General features: G+C 44.2%; 17 protein-coding genes. 4 read left to right on the forward strand and 13 right to left on the reverse strand.

The annotated features are described in order from the left end of the window. Positions 1 to 36: 36 nt before the first annotated feature. Positions 37 to 1386: a cyclic GMP-AMP synthase DncV-like nucleotidyltransferase gene (locus K5Q92_RS14825; protein ID WP_220769763.1), complete on the reverse strand. Its 1350-nt coding sequence runs from the start codon at positions 1384 to 1386 to the stop codon at positions 37 to 39. 220 nt (positions 1387 to 1606) lie between these two features. After that, a complete protein-coding gene (locus K5Q92_RS14830) occupies positions 1607 to 2299 on the reverse strand; it encodes a transposase (protein WP_220769764.1) in 693 nt (230 codons plus the stop codon). Positions 2300 to 2563: 264 nt separating this feature from the next. On the opposite strand from K5Q92_RS14830, the gene K5Q92_RS14835 reads away from it, so the two are divergent. Continuing rightward, positions 2564 to 3166: a hypothetical protein gene (locus K5Q92_RS14835; RefSeq protein WP_220769765.1), complete on the forward strand. Its 603-nt coding sequence runs from the start codon at positions 2564 to 2566 to the stop codon at positions 3164 to 3166. Between the two features lie 429 nt (positions 3167 to 3595). Here K5Q92_RS14835 and K5Q92_RS14840 read toward each other — a convergent pair whose 3' ends face one another. Next, the gene (locus K5Q92_RS14840) at positions 3596 to 4024 is read right to left on the reverse strand and encodes a hypothetical protein (RefSeq protein WP_220769766.1); all 429 of its coding nucleotides are present in this window, start codon (positions 4022 to 4024) and stop codon (positions 3596 to 3598) included. Between the two features lie 344 nt (positions 4025 to 4368). Between K5Q92_RS14840 and K5Q92_RS14845 the strand changes: the two genes are divergently transcribed. Both K5Q92_RS14845 and K5Q92_RS14850 read left to right on the forward strand, forming a co-directional pair. Continuing rightward, positions 4369 to 4857 carry a DUF6985 domain-containing protein gene (locus K5Q92_RS14845; protein WP_220769767.1) on the forward strand — a complete coding sequence of 163 codons (489 nt, stop codon included), beginning with the start codon at positions 4369 to 4371 and terminating at the stop codon, positions 4855 to 4857. Between the two features lie 359 nt (positions 4858 to 5216). Continuing rightward, a complete protein-coding gene (locus K5Q92_RS14850) occupies positions 5217 to 6587 on the forward strand; it encodes an endonuclease/exonuclease/phosphatase family protein (RefSeq protein ID WP_220769768.1) in 1371 nt (456 codons plus the stop codon). A gap of 63 nt (positions 6588 to 6650) precedes the next feature. Here the strand turns inward: K5Q92_RS14850 and K5Q92_RS14855 are convergent, their stop codons facing one another. Then, complete coding sequence (locus tag K5Q92_RS14855; protein WP_220769769.1) at positions 6651 to 6968, reverse strand: hypothetical protein; 318 nt, start codon at positions 6966 to 6968, stop codon at positions 6651 to 6653. Positions 6969 to 7410: 442 nt separating this feature from the next. Here K5Q92_RS14855 and K5Q92_RS14860 point away from each other — a divergent pair, with 442 nt between their 5' ends. Continuing rightward, entirely contained in the window at positions 7411 to 8211 is an 801-nt protein-coding gene (locus K5Q92_RS14860) for a hypothetical protein (RefSeq protein WP_220769770.1), read from the forward strand. A gap of 79 nt (positions 8212 to 8290) precedes the next feature. On the opposite strand, the gene K5Q92_RS14865 is transcribed toward K5Q92_RS14860, so the two are convergent. Genes K5Q92_RS14865 through K5Q92_RS14905 form a run of 9 tightly spaced genes read right to left on the reverse strand, consistent with a single transcriptional unit; the run spans position 8291 to position 15921 of the window. Next, positions 8291 to 9991 (reverse strand): Na(+)/H(+) antiporter subunit D, encoded by a 1701-nt coding sequence (locus K5Q92_RS14865; protein ID WP_220769771.1) that lies wholly within the window; start codon positions 9989 to 9991, stop codon positions 8291 to 8293. Then, on the reverse strand, positions 9978 to 10364 hold the full coding sequence (locus K5Q92_RS14870; protein ID WP_220769772.1) for a hypothetical protein: 387 nt from the start codon (positions 10362 to 10364) through the stop codon (positions 9978 to 9980). The genes K5Q92_RS14865 and K5Q92_RS14870 overlap by 14 nt, the downstream gene beginning before the upstream one ends. Then, on the reverse strand, positions 10354 to 11844 hold the full coding sequence (locus K5Q92_RS14875; RefSeq protein ID WP_220769773.1) for a monovalent cation/H+ antiporter subunit D family protein: 1491 nt from the start codon (positions 11842 to 11844) through the stop codon (positions 10354 to 10356). Before K5Q92_RS14875 ends, K5Q92_RS14870 begins: the two co-directional genes overlap by 11 nt. Then, a complete protein-coding gene (locus K5Q92_RS14880; RefSeq protein WP_220769774.1) occupies positions 11841 to 13319 on the reverse strand; it encodes a monovalent cation/H+ antiporter subunit D family protein in 1479 nt (492 codons plus the stop codon). The genes K5Q92_RS14875 and K5Q92_RS14880 overlap by 4 nt, the downstream gene beginning before the upstream one ends. Continuing rightward, entirely contained in the window at positions 13313 to 13681 is a 369-nt protein-coding gene (locus tag K5Q92_RS14885) for a cation:proton antiporter subunit C (RefSeq protein WP_220769775.1), read from the reverse strand. The genes K5Q92_RS14880 and K5Q92_RS14885 overlap by 7 nt, the downstream gene beginning before the upstream one ends. Then, positions 13681 to 14721 (reverse strand): Na(+)/H(+) antiporter subunit B, encoded by a 1041-nt coding sequence (locus K5Q92_RS14890; RefSeq protein WP_374758453.1) that lies wholly within the window; start codon positions 14719 to 14721, stop codon positions 13681 to 13683. Before K5Q92_RS14890 ends, K5Q92_RS14885 begins: the two co-directional genes overlap by 1 nt. Positions 14722 to 14753: 32 nt before the next feature. Beyond that, the gene (gene mnhG, locus K5Q92_RS14895) at positions 14754 to 15095 is read right to left on the reverse strand and encodes a monovalent cation/H(+) antiporter subunit G (protein ID WP_220769776.1); all 342 of its coding nucleotides are present in this window, start codon (positions 15093 to 15095) and stop codon (positions 14754 to 14756) included. Continuing rightward, positions 15092 to 15388 carry a monovalent cation/H+ antiporter complex subunit F gene (locus K5Q92_RS14900; protein WP_220769806.1) on the reverse strand — a complete coding sequence of 99 codons (297 nt, stop codon included), beginning with the start codon at positions 15386 to 15388 and terminating at the stop codon, positions 15092 to 15094. The genes mnhG and K5Q92_RS14900 overlap by 4 nt, the downstream gene beginning before the upstream one ends. Continuing rightward, positions 15388 to 15921, reverse strand: coding sequence for a Na+/H+ antiporter subunit E (locus K5Q92_RS14905; protein WP_220769777.1), 534 nt, complete (start codon positions 15919 to 15921; stop codon positions 15388 to 15390). The genes K5Q92_RS14900 and K5Q92_RS14905 overlap by 1 nt, the downstream gene beginning before the upstream one ends. Positions 15922 to 16275: the final 354 nt, after the last annotated feature.

Below are 16275 nucleotides of genomic sequence, written 5' to 3' on the forward strand. Positions count from 1 at the left end.
TACTAAACCAACTCTAGGAAGAACTTTCCACATAAATCACCTCCTAACGCCATATGACTTTCTTTGTGGGTTTCTTAGTGGCCTAGCCATTTTACTAACTCTTACTTGAATCGACTTCATCCCCAAAACAACTCCATCAGCTTCGACTACACACTCCATATAATGTGTTCCTCTATAACCACAATATTCAGGACAGGTTTGAGTAACTGGATATATCTGAAAATGCCCTAAATCATTAGCCAATGATGCATCTGTTTCTTTATTTCTCACCATCCATTTTGCTGTTGCATTGTATGGATAATTGGCACTATTAGTAATTGTAAAATCTAGAGATTCATCAATATAGCCATTTATGATATCTGCCGAAGAATCCGCAATAAATCGACCATTTTTATCCTTTTTACGAACATTTATAATTGGAGGCGTAGTTAATGCGGGCAAGTTAATAGTACCGTTTTCTATTTCAATTTCTGCAAAAGGAGGATATACGTGTTCAAAAATAGCTGACCAATAAGGGTGAGCTTCACTAGCAGAATCACTATCATTTGCACTTGTAATATATTGAATTAAAGATTTGGCTTCAGTGTGTAGTTTTTGTTTTTCTTCTTCATTAGCTCCAATAAGATCATCACCATTTATAGGGCTTAGAATTTCACCACCACCAATAAGGTAGTTTGCTAGGTTATAAAAATTTTGAATACATACATCATCATCATGTTCAAAATCACGGTATTTTTGTGCAATATATATAGTAATTGCTATTGAAGGCAGCTTGACTCTTTTTAAAGCCACCCAAGTTTTTATGTTCTTGATGCATCTTCGTAGACGGGCTTTCTGATTTGCATCATATTTACTAATTGCTGCGTCAAACCAATCTTGTATAGACTTCGGATCACTATCAATCCACCCTGAATTTTGTGTAGCTAATTTGCATAAGTCACTTTCTTTATCGAAGTAATATAAAGGAAGATCTATGTGAAAACTTCCCGGATAACTGATTCTTTCGCAATTAGGTTTCGGATCTTCTAATTTTGCCTCAGAGCTTCTCTCACAAAACAAAGACAACACTTTACGAAATATAGATTTAGCATCTATCGCACTTATAGCACTTGATTCGGCATTAAAAAGTAAATAGACCCCAGCATCTATGTCGAATTCTTCGCCCTTTCTAACGGGTCTAATTAATGTTCTATTTTTATATGAGCCTTGAAGCCAATAACCTACTGGAATGTTGAGATTATTCGATAGTTCTTTCTTTAAGTAGCTCAATAACTCATTTTTTTTAGTGCGAGCATACTCTAATTGCTCATCCAGTAATGTAACCCTTTTACTAACGGTTTCTTTTTCATCATTAGTCGAATAAAAAACAACTGCACTTTTACCCATAAAATCCTTTTCCTGACAAAGCAATAAAATTTTTGTATGAAAGAACAGTTTGCTCTAATCATGAAAATGAAACAAGGCTAACTTTTGATTTCAAGGAATAAGTGGAATAAGTGAATAAGTGGGGTCAGGAATAAGTGGGGTCAGAGTAAACTTTATGCTGTTAGCTTTGTTGGCCGCCCCATTTTCTGTGGTCTCATGGTAAGTGGGGTCAGAGTAAACTTTATGCTGTTGGCTTTGTTGGCCGCCCCATTTTCTGTGGTCTCATGTTTGTGTTTGTTAGTTTTTCAATTTCATCTTTAAATTTATCATTTCCGATTGCCATGCCTTTGTGGGTTGCTTGTCGAATATCCTCAATCATTTTTGTGTCTAGGTGATGTTTAAACAGGGCTCGATAACATGTTTGTCGGGTTTTATCGTTAGGATGAATAGCAAGGTAAGCTGGGTGAGGCGTACATAGTGCGGAAGCTTTGCCTAAGGCGTTGACTTGGTAACTAGACCATTGATATTTACAAGGTTCATCGACCATATTTGCTCTAACTGGATTGAGCTCTATATACCGATATAGTTGCAGTAGATAGTCTTCAGCTTGTACTAAGCAAGACTTATATCGTCCCTCCCATAATGTTCCTGAGCGCTTATAAGTGTAATTAAAGTATCTTACGTACTGTCGCCCAAGGGACTGCATCATTTGGCTAATAGCATTAGTCTCTCGTGGTGTGCAAAGTAGGTGGACATGATTTGTCATAAATACCCAAGCATGGATTTCCACCTGAAATTTCTTGGCGTAGTCCTTTAACCATCCGGCATAGGCAATAAAGTCTTGTTCTGAAGTAAAACATGCTTGGCGGTTGTTACCGCGTTGAATGATATGTTGAGGTATGCCTATCGGATTGGCTCTGGGTTTTCTAGGCATGTGCAAGTTCCCTTTGCAATGTTCACTATGTTAATGAGTATAGATGAATAGTTTTAGTTTACTCTGACCCCACTTTTCCCTTCAGGTATTGCTGAAGTAGAAGGTAACTTTTCTCTATCAGTTCCGTCTTAGAAACACACTCACTAGGCTTTTTTAAAGCTATTTAGCATAAAACTTTTACAGAGTTGACGTGAAAAGGGAATTTGTTTAGTTTGAAGGAGTGTTAAGGACAACATATGTATAATATTTAAAGGGACTAAAGTTATGGCTAATTATAGATTTATATGTGCTTTTATACTTAGCGGTTGTATGTTTTCACAGCATGCAATGTCACAGGAAAAAGTTAGTTCAGAATGTGCTTCAAAGTATGGTATTGCGATAGATGGTTGTACTACCAAAAGTGGTTATACAGAACTGTTTCTTGAAAGGTACAATATACATAGTGTTGATGTTAAATCGAGTTATGACAAAGCTTTAGATTCAAATAGAGCTGAGATCCGAGATTTAGTAAAAAGATATAAGCAAACCTATAATCAATTAAATAGTGTGGGTGACAAACTTAGCTTTGTTAACCTGTTTTTATCTAGAGTCACTGATAAATATAACCTTACCTTAAAGCTGGGCAATGGTTATGATGAATCGATAAAAGTAATCGTAAATGGCAGTAGAGGTTATAATGATCTACCTGTTGGCTATGTTATTTCATTGTTTGGTAATGATATTATAAGTGATGAAGCCTACAATTTATATTTCAGATATTTGTCAATGTTAAACTCCAACTCTTTCACGCAAAATATAGCAGAAGATGTCACTTATGTTTTAAATGGCTACACTAATAGCATTAATGAGGTAGCTTTTAAAAAATGACTATTCTCTTCAGAAATGATGTTAAAGATGAAGATGACGATGATGACTCTAGTGAAGATGATGAATATATTTAATGGGCAGAAGAGCAAGCTTTAGGTTGGGGAGATGGCTATGATTACTGGTGGGACGGAAATGATGCCGGTGAGGAGTTTATCACATTTAAAAATTTAGATACGGGGGAGGAGACAGATGCTTATCATTTCACTCCAAGCGGTGATTAGGAGGTTAGTTTCACAACTGGCGCAAGCTGTTTCATAGCTATGAGCTAAGTGTATTGTAGAAAATCAATCGTAGCCTCTATAGTTAATTACGTATTTGCACTACTCTCACTAGCTGTACCTATTGCTGAAGTCAAAGGCTACAGTTTTACTTCTTTGTTTGCTCCTGTACTAGAAGCGTTAATTGAATTTTTATAGGTAGGAAATAAGTTTAATTATTTTCTAAAAATTTCTTGAGCAAAATATCGAAGTCTTTTCTATTTAATCCTTTAGATAATCTGTGTAGTGAGCCGCTAGCCTCTGTCGTGTACTGTATTTTGATGACGTGATCTTTCCAGTTTGGTTGGGTGGATAACTTGTATTTCTGTGATAGCGAAGCCAACAAGTCTGCGGTTTCTTTTATACGCTGTTGCTGTTCTGGGATCTTACTGATATTACGGAACAAACTAGTTATATATGTTGTATTTTCTGGTGTATAGCTTGTTGGGTTATTTGGATTGCTAATTACTAATAGGTTTTCAGCATTGTCATTGTGAAACTGAATATTATCAATATTGGTTGTGGGAGCTATTTCAGCTGCAACTGCAGGGTTGATGAGTAAGTAAAAACTAAGTGTTAATGCATAAATGTGATTTTTCATGGTTATTTCCTTATTTCCTTATTTCCTAAGCTAAACGTCCTGTTCAAAAAATAATCTACCATTAAGCTCTATTGGAGTAAATATACTAATAGGCAGGGAAAGAGCGCTAACATAATAAGTGGAAATCATCATAGCCCCCCATCGTAAATGGCATGTTTGCTGGCCTCCTGCTCAGCGTAAGGATTGCTGAAGTAGGAGAGACATCTCTGCTCATTATCTTTATGGCTCCATTCTGGAACCACATTCTTTCGCTTTGTTTTTTATAACAAAAATTCATTTTGCGCTTTGACAGCACATTAATGTGAAACCGTTTCAAATATAATCCTCATTTTTGCGAGTTTATTATGAAGCCAATAAATATTACTTGGAAAGAAGGTGAAGAGTTTCATGAAGGTACGGCTGGGCTGAATGCTTGGCATGATTTTCAAGGCTACGGCAGTGTTGAATTTCTCACCCAAGAAGACCTTGCTATTGCTGATAACATGCAGCAATGGTTCATTGATAATGAAAAACGCATTTATGCGCTAGTCTGCGATTATGTGAATGAAAACTATCAAGAACTGCTTGAAGATTCTGAATTTTTAGATGTGTTTGACGAAGATTCAGAATCTTACGAAACCTGTGTCGGTGAGGTGAATGAAGCCGATATGCGGGCTGGGGATATCTTTAAGTTAATGCAACTTTCCGCATTTGTGTTGCATCACCCAGACAAAAACGCAGTAGGGATGCTCTTTGAATGTGCTTGGGATGAAGAGCATGGCTTTGGTCTTGTGATCCAAGGGGATGAAATCATCTCTCAAGACGGTGCGCAGGTCGCGTATCGTGGGCTATAAAGCGCTTACTTATCAATTCAGGCTTACCTAATGTATCAACCTCTTACTTGGCCTCGTGGTTTGCAGAGTAAGAGGTTTCCCAATCTTGTATTGGGCTACGGGCGCTCAATCGTTTTCAACAACTCAGCAACCCAGCAACAGAAGCATGCACTAAGCCTACCTAGGTATAGCCCAATTTAATTATGCAGCTGTTTCATAATGGCACTTTGTTAACTCCGTGCAGTTTATCTTGGCAAGCTAATGGTCTAAGTCACAAAAAGATAGGGCTATCCTATCTTTTTCTATACACCTGTATAGACTCCGTCGGGAGCTCAAATTAATTGAGCCAATATAATAATTAATTAAAGATGGGTCACTATATGAAATTACTAAAAACTGCTGCAGCCTTGGCTGTAGGCGTTGCACTACTATCGGGTTGTAATGATGATGACGTAAAGTATGTTGATCATACTGAAGTTAAAATTGCGACTTATAATCTTTCCTTTGATCGCAATACATTCGCAGACTTAGTCGCTGAAATGGCGATCGCTCCTGCTGAGCAAAACACGCTGGTAGAAGCTTATCTGGAAGATCGCGATGCGATGGAACCAGCAGAGCAAGCTACTGCGGCAAAAGTTATCCAAATCCGTAACGTTGCTGCCATTATTCAGAAGAACCGCCCTGATGTGCTCATGATGGGTGAATATAATAACGATGGTACTGGCGAAGACCTATCGGCTCTGAAAGGCTTCCAAACTAACTATCTGTCAGTTGCTCAAAGCATCGATGGTGCAGGTGGTGAAGCAAACCTAGAGCCGATTGAATATCCATTTGCCGAAAGCTACGCTACCAATACAGGCCGTCTTAGTGGCTTCGACTTGAATAACGATGGTTATATCGCAACTGAAGCCGATATTGGCACGCCAGCTTACGCTAATGATTCATGGGGATATGGCGAATACCACGGTAAATACGCTTTCGCGCTGATGTCTAAGTTCGAAATCGATACTAAAAACACTCGTACTTTCCAAAACTTTAAGTGGAAAGATCTTGAAGGTGCTGAAAACCCATTATTAGATGGTCAAAACTGGTACACAGATGAAGAGTGGCAGGAGATGACACTATCATCTAAAAACCACGTTGATGCGCCTATTTTAGTACCAACTAAAGACGGTACTGAGACTATCCATATCTTGATGTCTCACCCGACACCACCAGTATTTGACACGGGTAAGAATAAACTTCAAAACGCTGCTGAAGTAGAGTTCTGGCATAACTATGTCACTAACGCACAAGCGTTTTATGATGACGCAGGTAATACTGGTGCACTAAAAGAAGGTGCACACTTTGTGATTGTGGGCGATCAAAACCTTGATGCTGCAACGGGCGCAGGTGATGGTTTTACTGAGGTGATGGCTGCGCTACATGCTGACCCAGTCGTAAACCAAAATGTGACTAACGGTGATTTATACCCTACAAGTTATGGTGCTGCTGAATATGCTTCTGACAGAAGCTCAGAACATCCGTACCCTAACCGTATTACCGCTGAATTCCACAACCCGTACGGCGGTATTAATGCCGACCACGCTATTCCATCTGCATCGCTCAATATTGTAGATTCAGGTGTATATTGGCAAGCAAGTTACCAGGAAGGCCGTATGTTATTTAACGATAAACGTATCGGTAAATACGGTAATGGTAAAGACGTTTCTTCTGACCACCGCATGGTTTGGGTTAAAGCTAAATTCTAATTTGCAGTAATCCAACAAAGCCCCGACATACTCGGGGCTTTTTAAGTTAGATTGACTTAACTTCTAATTGCTCTGGCGAGAAAGCATCTGTTTGAGTTGGGCTTCTTCAGCTTTGGTAAGCATCGGCTGAGGTGCGACCTGTATGTTGGTCGGGCAGGTCGATTCATTGTCTAAAACGGTATCAAATACCTGAAAATGGCTCGCTGAGATTGTCTGGTATTGACAGATAAGTAAGTTCTCATTCGCTTGATACTTCACTAAGTTTGCCGTTACTGCCGTATTTGGCGAGGCATGGACGCTGCTAATTGAGATAAATAAGCTCAGAGTGATAGTGGCTACCGTTTTCAAAGTTGTTGCTAGCATTTTAGTTAATTGCTTCATCTGACGCCCTCTGCTTAATCATCCTAACTTGATGATTAATATAGCAACGGAATGCTGTACGGCAACTTAACGATTTATTGTGGGAGCGATGTTTTTGCCGATGTGTTTTTAAGCTTATGACATCTCGGATGCTAGCGTCCAATCTGCCACTTTGACAGGTTTGCTATATGCATCATGTTAAACAAGCAAGAAGCATCTTCTAAGCCTGTATTGCAGAATTTACCCCTTGTTCAAAGTCGCAGCGCACCACTCATTTCTGTATCCATATGTGATAGAAGTATAACGGATTAGCAAATTTTGCGATTTAGCTTGCCTCTGTCAGTCATGTTCAACATATAATCCGCGTGATTTTCCCTATTAATTTAATCGCTTATACCTTCTTTGTTGTTTTGGTGGGAAAAGTTCTATGTATTTTTTGGCTAAACTTTGGAATTGTGAATTGATGAAGTCTTTACTCCCTTTTGTGTTAGGTACAGTCGTACTAGTTGGTTGTGGTGGCAGTGATAGTAGTGACAATCATGTGTCAGACTCAATCATTGCTGAAACGGTAAAGTGTACTAATTTGGCCGAAGGTGGCTTATGTACTCAAAATATTTATGGCGCTTGGGGGCAGATAGATCTGACATGGGCTACTTGTAATAGCGTGTATTGTTTTGAGGATGGTACAGCGCCTGCAGAAAGCCCAAGTTTGACACGTTGGCCTGAGGGGGGGCTTATTCCTGTTTATTTCCTCAACGCTGAAGACCCCCGTTTTACTTACGCAATGAATAAAGCGGAAAGCTTAGTTGGCTATCAGCTATTTGATAGAAAAGGCGTGATCAAGCTGGATATCAGCGACACGAATAACATTGATTACTCAAGTGTCCCTACGGACTGGGGCTTCATTTGGAGCCAAGGTACCACTGCAGGTAATTGCGGTTCGGGTACCGTATCTGTAGGCCCTATGACGACTAACGTTGTCAACCATAGTGTTGGACTTGATTACGGTATCATTCAGCCTATAGGCAATACATTTACTTGGATCAATATCGATAGCGGAAGCCCGACCCCAGATCCAAGCTGTACAACCATTGCTGATAACGAAGTTACCCTTCATGAGCTAGGCCATGCTCTTGGCATGAACAACCACTTCGATGGCTTTGGTAATGGCGGTGCATTTAATCAAAATGCACAGAGGGTATTGCGTACTATCTATAGTAACCCTCCAGGACAGCCTTTTGATGCGTTAAGTATCGCACAGTAGGGGTTAAGGTTAGGTGGTCGAATTAGTTAATAGTACTAATTCGACCACGGTTAACATTTAATTCAGCTCTCAACCTTCCCTAGCCAAGAAAGCCAATAAACAAGTATGACGCTAGGATCACTGCAACCCAAAGCACCATGTTGCCCGATGGGTAAGAGCCCGATAGTAAGCCTCCTAAGCCCTTATGCTTGTTAGCAATAATGGACTGGTATTGGCTTAGTTTGCCTCGTATCGCTTGGCGTAGCGCCCTATCAAGCTTCCATATTACCGCGAACAACTTGTGTAGCACTGAGGGAATGGCGCGCCTGTAGATCCAATCCACATCTAAGTTGGTCGAGCGTAGCTCTGGCGGATACATGCCTCTGAGGTTTAACCAAACAAAGGCTAAGGCAGAGAAGAATAGCAACTGAGTCTGTGCCAATACGTGGGTTGCATCATAAGGGTTGTAACCCGTGTCATATGGTAGCAGCGAGTATAACGCCGCAGGGTAGATGCCGATGGCTATACACAAACTGGCAGCGATAAACATGGCGAACAACATATTGCTAGGCGGATCGCTGGCACGCAGCCCCGAGTCGTGGGCGAAGAAGGCAAAGTAGGGGATCTTGATCCCGGCATGGTGGAACACACCAGCAGAGGCGAATAGCAGCATCAACCAAACCCAGTCGTGTCCGGTTTCAAGGGCGGCAGACATCACCATAGACTTACTAACGAAGCCGCTAAACAGTGGGAAGGCCGAGATAGAGGCTGCGCCAACGATACACAGAATCGTGGTCTTGGGCATGGTTTTATACAGGCCGCCGAGATCTGAGCCGTTGATTCGACCTGTCATATGTAGCACTGCGCCCATGCTCATAAACAGCAGGCCTTTAAAGATCACATCGTTAAAGGCATGGGAAACCGCACCGTTGATTGCCAGTGCGGTACCTATGCCGATGCCGACCACCATAAAGCCAACCTGGTTAATCAGGCTATAGGCCAGCACTCGGCGCAGATCATTTTCAATCACCGCAAAGAAGATGGGGAAGCAGGTCATGGCTGCGCCAATGTAGATCAGCAGCTCAGTGCCGGGGTAGGCGCGAGCCAGTGCATAAACGGCCACCTTAGTGGTAAATGCACTGAGGACAACCGTTCCGGTTGGTGTGGCTTCTGGGTAGGCGTCGGTGAGCCAGTTATGGGCAAAAGGAAAGGCACATTTAATACCAAAGGCGATAAATATCAGCCAGCCAGCGATGCCTTCTAGGCCTATGTAGCTAAAGGCTAGTGAGCCCGTTTCGGCGGCGTAAAATAGTGCGCCTACCAGCAAAATGACGCCGGACAGCACTTGAATGATCAGGTAGCGCATACCCGCATGATAGGCGCGAGAGGTTCTGCGCGCCCAGATCAGAAATACCGAGGTAAAGGCCAGTAGCTCCCAGAACACAAATAACGTCAGCAGATCGCCCGCAAATACCGCACCTAGCGCACTACCCGCATAGAACATGGTGGCGACCTGTTGCACGGTATCTTTAACATGTAGTGAGTAGATGATGGAGATGAATGCGGCGATATGAAATACATAGCCGAACATCAGGCTGAGTTTGTCTGCGCGGTAGGGCACCAACTCATAATCTAAAAACGCCAGCTGTAGGTGAATGCCTTCGGGCACAGTCCACAGGTGCAGTGCGCTAACGAATGGAATGGCCACCATTATCGCGCCGCGTAGTTTGCCACGGGTCATTGCAGCAATAAGCCCGCCGATAAAGAACAGGGTAAAGGGCGGTAACTCAAGCATCCACATGGTGATCACCTATTTTTTTATTTTGAGTCTGATTGCTTGCACCTGTGTGGGTGTTTTCATCAGTGGTTTTTTCTAAATGGCCTTCACTATTGTTGTCACTAAGACTGTCATTGGAATCGTCATAATAGTCTTCTGAGCGCATCAGAAAGGTTCGCATCCAGCGTGCTACGAGTACTAAGATGACACAGCCGACAAAGCCATAGATGGGGTAGAAAAGCGGCAGGTTCTCCCAGCTATGATAGACATGGCGATGAATGACAAAATCAAGCACCACAAGCAGCGTGCAACATGCATACAGAAGATACAAAATACGGTTGACGTTTTTGGGGTTATCAAAGAGATACTGCTTGTTCTGTTTCTGGTTACTGTCCATGGCTGACTCCCGGTACCGTTAAGATGGTTTTTGCCAACTCATAGAGGGGTTGTGGATAGAGAAATAAAATAAGGCAACCTAAGGTGGTGATGGTGATTGCGATTAATGACACCAGCGGTGCCTCCTTGATCCCAGCTTTTGCCACAGGCTGATCCTTACCAGAGAAAAAGGCATGGTATGGAATAGGTAGCAGATAGGCGATATTGAGCAGTGAGCTGACCATCAGTACCATCATAATGATCCAATGTTCGGTTTCCATAGTGCCCATTAACAGGTACCACTTACTCCACGTGCCGCCCGCTGGGGGAACACCTATGATACTCAAACTGGCGACAAAAAATGCTGCCATGGTGATAGGCATAGCAAAGCCTAGGCCGCGCATTTCACTCACTTTGGATTTATGGCTCGCCACCAGAATGGCGCCAGCACAGAAAAACAGGGTGATTTTGCCAAAGGCGTGGGTGGCAATGTGCATTGAGCTTCCGATCACCCCTGATGAGGTGGCCAGCAGTGCGCCTATGGTGATGTAACCCAGTTGACTCACCGTCGAGTAGGCGAGTCGCGCCTTTAGGTTGTCTTGGCGCATCGCCACGATGGAGGCCAGCAATACCGATGCCGCAGCTAAATAGAGTAGAAACTCGGTCGTTGGCAGTGTTGGCAGTAGCTCGATACCAAAGATAAACACGCAAACTTTTAAGACGGTGAACACTCCGGCCTTGACCACAGCTACGGCATGCAACAAGGCACTTACCGGTGTTGGCGCCACCATAGCGGCGGGTAGCCAGCGATGGAACGGCATGATTGCGGCTTTACCAATGCCAAACACAAACAGTACCAGTATGGCGCCCAGCAAACTGGTATCCACATCGGTGTGAAATACGCCGCCAGGTTTAAAGTCCAAGGTGCCGGCTACAAACCAGGTCAAGACAATCGCCAGCAAGAAAAAGGCGATGGAGGTGCCGATTAAAATGCCTAAGTAGACTCGCCCACCTTGCTTGGCCTTTTCTGTGCCTGCGTGGGTCACTAAAGGATAGGTGGACAGGGTTAACACTTCGTAGAAGATAAAGAGCGTGAACAGGTTGGCCGAAAATGCCAGCCCCATGACTGCGCTTATGGCTAGCGCGAAGCAGAGGTAAAAACGGGTTTGATTTTCCTCGCCGTGGCCACGCATATACCCAATGGCATAAAGGGTGGTAATGAGCCAGAGAAAGCTAGCAATTAGGGCGAACAGCATCCCTAAGGGCTCGACCACAAAACTCATAGCCAAACCTGGCATCAGGTGCCACCAAAACACCTCGATAGATGCACCAGCACTAAGCCCTTGATATAGGTTTATCACGCAGAAAAGTACCACAAGGCTGATGCTTATCGTTACAGCCTCACGGAGATTGGGGTGCTTCCCCGTAGCCCAGATCGCCAGTGTCGCGATCAGAGGCAAGATAATGGTTAGCTGCAGCAACAGCTCCAAAGATAGATTCATGGGTTAATTCCAAACAAACTTTGAGAGGCCGCCTGTGCCACTTGCACACTAAGGCGGGTATCGATGCCAAAATAGATGTTGGCCAGTACCAGTGCCCAAATTGGCGCGAGGAAGGTCCAAGGGGCTTCCTTGACTGGTTCACGACCCGGTAACGGGGGCTTGAAGTAGGCTGTTTCAACGATTCGCCATATATAAACGACTGCCAGCAGTGATCCCAGTAGTACGAGTACTGCCACTGGCCACATACCTACCTCAATCGCAGCAAGGAGTAGATACCACTTGCTGATAAAACCGACAGTCAGTGGCACGCCAATCAAACTTAATCCGCCAACCACAATAGCTGCCATGGTGAGAGGCATCTGGCGTCCTAGCCCTTGGAATTGGCTAAGTTGTACGCTGCCGATGCGGTACATCACCGCGCCTAACGCCAAAAACAGCGCGCTCTTCATTAAGGCGTGATTAAATAGGTGCAGCAGGGTAGCCATAAGTCCTGTGCTGGTATTGATGGCATAACCAATGATCATATAGCCAACTTGAGCGATGCTCGAATAGGCAAAGATATGTTTAACATTGGTTTTATATATCGCTGCCGTAGAAGCGGCGAATATGCCAACCAGCCCGAGAACCATAAATAAGTTCTGCAGGGGTAGGATGGAGAAGGACAGCTCAATACCGAATATCGTATAGGTGATACGGATCAGTAGATAAACGGCCACTTTAGTCGCCGTGGCAGCGAGAAAAGCGGTCACGATTGAAGGGGCATAGGCGTAGGCGTTAGGTAACCACAGGTGCAGTGGGAACAGTGCCAACTTTAAACAGACCCCGACGATCAAGAATGCAAATGCGGCAAATAGGGTGCGTGTTTGCTCAACCTCAGGTAGTCGATTGGCGAGATCATCCATATTTAGCGTGCCCGTCATTTGATAGAGCAGGCCGACGCCGATCAAGATAAAGGTCGCACCGATAGTCCCCATGATCAGATATTGATAAGCGGCCCAAAGAGCGCGTCTATCCTTGCCCAAAGCAATCAGCGCGTAGCCCGATAGCGAGGAGATCTCTAAAAATACGAATACATTAAATAGATCACCTGTGGCGACGATGCCGAACATCCCCGTTAATGACAGTAGGTAAAGGCTATAAAACAGCGTGTGACGCTCTTTAGGTAGCTCTTTTTGAAGACTGGTTTGTGCTGCAAACAGGACTATTGTACTAATAGTTGAGATGATCAGCAGTAAAAGGGCATTGAGCTCATCGATGCGATATTCGATCCCCCAAGGCGCATCCCAACCACCGAGTTGATAGATAATGGTGCCGGAGCTCATCACCTGTTGCAGTAGGGCAATACTGGTTAGGCAGGAAAAGCCGCTCACTAAGAGGGCAAACAGCCACACCAGTCTGGAGCGATCAAGGAACCAGCATAGCGGCGCTGCCATCAGTGGCACAACGACTTGTAAAATAGGCAGATGGGCTAACACTTTGAATTATCCTCGGTAAGCTGATCTTGGATTTGAATCTCATCTTCTTCTATAGAGCCATAAGCCTCTTTTATCCTTACGGCCAATGCTAGTCCTAGCGCAGTGGTTGCAATACCGACCACAATCGCGGTGAGAATAAGCACATGGGGGAGAGGGTTAGAGTAACGGCTTACGCCTTCGGCTAAGATAGGGGCACTACCGCTATCGACATTGCCTATACTGATATAAAAGATGAAAACCGAGGTTTGAAAAATCGTTAGGCCAACCAGCTTTTTGATCAGATTGCCATGGGCGATAACGATATAAAAACCGATCATCATCAGCAATACCACGATCCAGTAGTTATAGAGTCCGAGTACCATTACTTCCCCTCGACGTTGTTGAGTTCTGTACTGTTCAGCTTAAGACTGTTCTGTTCAGGACTACTTATTAGTTCTGAACTGCTGAGTTCAGGACTGCTCTGTTGGGCTTCTCTGCGGCCTGCAAAGTTGAAAAAGATAATGATCATCACCGAGGCGACGGTGCAGCCTACTCCGAGTTCGATCAGCAGAATGCCTAAGTGCTGCCCTGCAATCGGATCTTCTGCTAATACGTTGTAATCTAAGAAGTTGCCGCCATTAAATAGCGAGACCATGCCAACGCTAGCGTATAGTAGAAGTCCGAGAGCTGCGAGTAGCTGGAACAGGGATAGGCTAAAGATACGTTTGGCATTATCTAAGCCGAATAACATGGCGTAGAGGATGATTGCAGCGGCAAAAATTACCCCAGCTTGGAACCCACCGCCAGGGCCAAAGTCGCCATGGAACTGCACATAGAGTGCAAACAATAGGATGATAGGGATCAATGCTTTGCTAATCACGCGGAGCACGATATGTTGCTTATACATCTGCTCTTTGCCGGACTCTTCTACGAGGTAAGGTTTACGACGTTGCGGCAAGGCCAACAGCGACAACACCCCAATGCCAGCAGTAAAGATAACAGCGACCTCGCCTAAGGTGTCAAATGCTCGGTAGCTCGCCAGTACCGAGGTGACAATATTAGGCACGCCGACCTCCTGCATAGAATCGTTAATGTAGCGAGGTGCAACATGTTGATGAACAGGCGCATCAAAACTGCCAAAGTAGGGCATATCTAAGGTGCCGTAAATCAGCATTCCACCTGTGATAAGTACCACAAGTAAAGCCAGTAAAGGTTTGTGACGCTTAGGCGCCTCGGCTCGGCCTGTCATAGTGATGGCTGCCAGCATCAGTAAACCGGATATACCAGCGCCCACAGAGGCTTCGGTAAAGGCTACATCCACTGCATCTAATACAACAAAGAAGCTTGCGGATAGTAAGCCATAGATCCCCGTCAACATAACCACGGCCAGCAGATCTTTTGTCCGAACAATGGCGATAGCAATCACGACGAGAAAGCTTAATAGCACGACATCAACTAAGGTTTCGATGGCTTGTTCCCTCCCTTGTTGGTTGGCTCGTAGAGCACTGGATCTAAGTTGTTACGCAGAGCGGCTTTGGCCAGAGCATGACTTGCTGCAGGGTTAATCAATAGTGTGAACAGTAAGATCATCATCAACTTAAGTAGTACCACCCCATGAGGGGTTTGTAGCATCAGACCGATGAGGATCATTCCAGCCCCTAAGGTATCGGTGACGCCTACTGCGTGCATGCGGGTATAAAAATCTGGGAAGCGCAAGATGCCAATACCGCCGGATAGACAGAGAAAACTACCGAGCAGCAAACATAAGCCACTAGCGATCTCGAGTAAGAGGTTCATCGTTTATCCTTCTTGATTGATGCTGCCTCTGGACGCTGGTGATTAAATTCAGCAGAGTCAGAAAAGCGCAGTACGCCGATAACACTAATAAAGTTGATTAGGGCGTATACTAGGGCGATATCCAAAAATTCGGGCCGCCCCATTAAAAAGCCCAGTACAGAGATCAGTAGCACCGTTTTGGTGCCAAACATATTGAACGCTAAGATCCGGTCATACAGTGTGGGCCCCGCTATGCAGCGAATGATAGCGAGGAGCATGACAACGAGAATTGCGATAGTGGCTGCAGTTAACATCATTTTTCCAATTCAGTGACCCGGCGATCCATTTTGCCGGCTTTTAAGGTATCGATATTTTCCTTGCTCAAGGCGTGGATGATGACTTGATCATCGACTAGGCCTACCGCTACAGTACCCGGCGTTAAGGTAATGGAGTTGGCGTAGATAACCTTGGTGAGATCAGTGCTCTGAGTGGCGTCTATGGTGGCAAGTGTTGGCGAGATGCTGCTATTGCCAAGCCAAACCTGTTTAACCACAGAAATATTGGCGATGACGATCTCTTTTGCTAGCCATAACATGTAGCCGGGCATTTTGGCTGAAAGGTGAATTGGTAGAGACTCATGGTCGACCACATCCATCCTGTGTGCAATATAGAGGACTAGCAGGATAGAGCCGCCCCCCAATGATAGCAGCAGTGGATTGCTGTAATTTGAGTTAATCCACCAAAAGAGAGACAGGGTTAAGCAGAGGCCAAGTGTATGGCTCGGCAATAACTTGGGTTTCTTATTGGGTGTTAATTTCTCTAATATTTTATCTTCATTGATGCTCATTTTTCTTACCTTTACCAATAGGTTTATTGGGTTGGCTAGGCAGCACATGTAGTGCCATTACTGCTATCTATGGCTTTCAGTGGTTTATGAACATGAAGATTCCATTGCGAGAGCATTGAATATTTGTGAGTGTAACAACTGCATCGAGTCTATTGGATACGACAAATGTCCAACAAGGCGCTCTGCTAACTGATCAATACTTACATCTTTAGGTAGACATAATTGGACTGGCTCCTCCTCCGAAGTCACTTTTCCGACTCTGGTTCGGTAGGCTCTATCCAAAAATGCACCGGATGTTTCATGCAAGACATAATGTGGTTTAGCGGCTAAGGAGCCGGCCAGAAATCCCTGAAT

It is taken from the genome of Shewanella sp. MBTL60-007 (assembly GCF_019654915.1).
Classification (GTDB): Bacteria; Pseudomonadota; Gammaproteobacteria; order Enterobacterales; family Shewanellaceae; genus Shewanella.

What these genes read in the sequence shown, in the direction of transcription:
- mnhG (WP_220769776.1), bottom strand. Translation starts at nt 15,095, where the DNA reads ATGAACCTCTTACTCGAGATCGCTAGTGGCTTATGTTTGCTGCTCGGT.
- K5Q92_RS14900 (WP_220769806.1), bottom strand. Translation starts at nt 15,388, where the DNA reads ATGTTAACTGCAGCCACTATCGCAATTCTCGTTGTCATGCTCCTCGCT.
- K5Q92_RS14850 (WP_220769768.1), top strand. Translation starts at nt 5,217, where the DNA reads ATGAAATTACTAAAAACTGCTGCAGCCTTGGCTGTAGGCGTTGCACTA.
- K5Q92_RS14875 (WP_220769773.1), bottom strand. Translation starts at nt 11,844, where the DNA reads ATGAATCTATCTTTGGAGCTGTTGCTGCAGCTAACCATTATCTTGCCT.
- K5Q92_RS14835 (WP_220769765.1), top strand. Translation starts at nt 2,564, where the DNA reads ATGGCTAATTATAGATTTATATGTGCTTTTATACTTAGCGGTTGTATG.
- K5Q92_RS14855 (WP_220769769.1), bottom strand. Translation starts at nt 6,968, where the DNA reads ATGAAGCAATTAACTAAAATGCTAGCAACAACTTTGAAAACGGTAGCC.
- K5Q92_RS14840 (WP_220769766.1), bottom strand. Translation starts at nt 4,024, where the DNA reads ATGAAAAATCACATTTATGCATTAACACTTAGTTTTTACTTACTCATC.
- K5Q92_RS14825 (WP_220769763.1), bottom strand. Translation starts at nt 1,386, where the DNA reads ATGGGTAAAAGTGCAGTTGTTTTTTATTCGACTAATGATGAAAAAGAA.
- K5Q92_RS14865 (WP_220769771.1), bottom strand. Translation starts at nt 9,991, where the DNA reads ATGTGGATGCTTGAGTTACCGCCCTTTACCCTGTTCTTTATCGGCGGG.
- K5Q92_RS14860 (WP_220769770.1), top strand. Translation starts at nt 7,411, where the DNA reads ATGAAGTCTTTACTCCCTTTTGTGTTAGGTACAGTCGTACTAGTTGGT.
- K5Q92_RS14830 (WP_220769764.1), bottom strand. Translation starts at nt 2,299, where the DNA reads ATGCCTAGAAAACCCAGAGCCAATCCGATAGGCATACCTCAACATATC.
- K5Q92_RS14905 (WP_220769777.1), bottom strand. Translation starts at nt 15,921, where the DNA reads ATGAGCATCAATGAAGATAAAATATTAGAGAAATTAACACCCAATAAG.
- K5Q92_RS14885 (WP_220769775.1), bottom strand. Translation starts at nt 13,681, where the DNA reads ATGGTACTCGGACTCTATAACTACTGGATCGTGGTATTGCTGATGATG.
- K5Q92_RS14870 (WP_220769772.1), bottom strand. Translation starts at nt 10,364, where the DNA reads ATGGACAGTAACCAGAAACAGAACAAGCAGTATCTCTTTGATAACCCC.
- K5Q92_RS14845 (WP_220769767.1), top strand. Translation starts at nt 4,369, where the DNA reads ATGAAGCCAATAAATATTACTTGGAAAGAAGGTGAAGAGTTTCATGAA.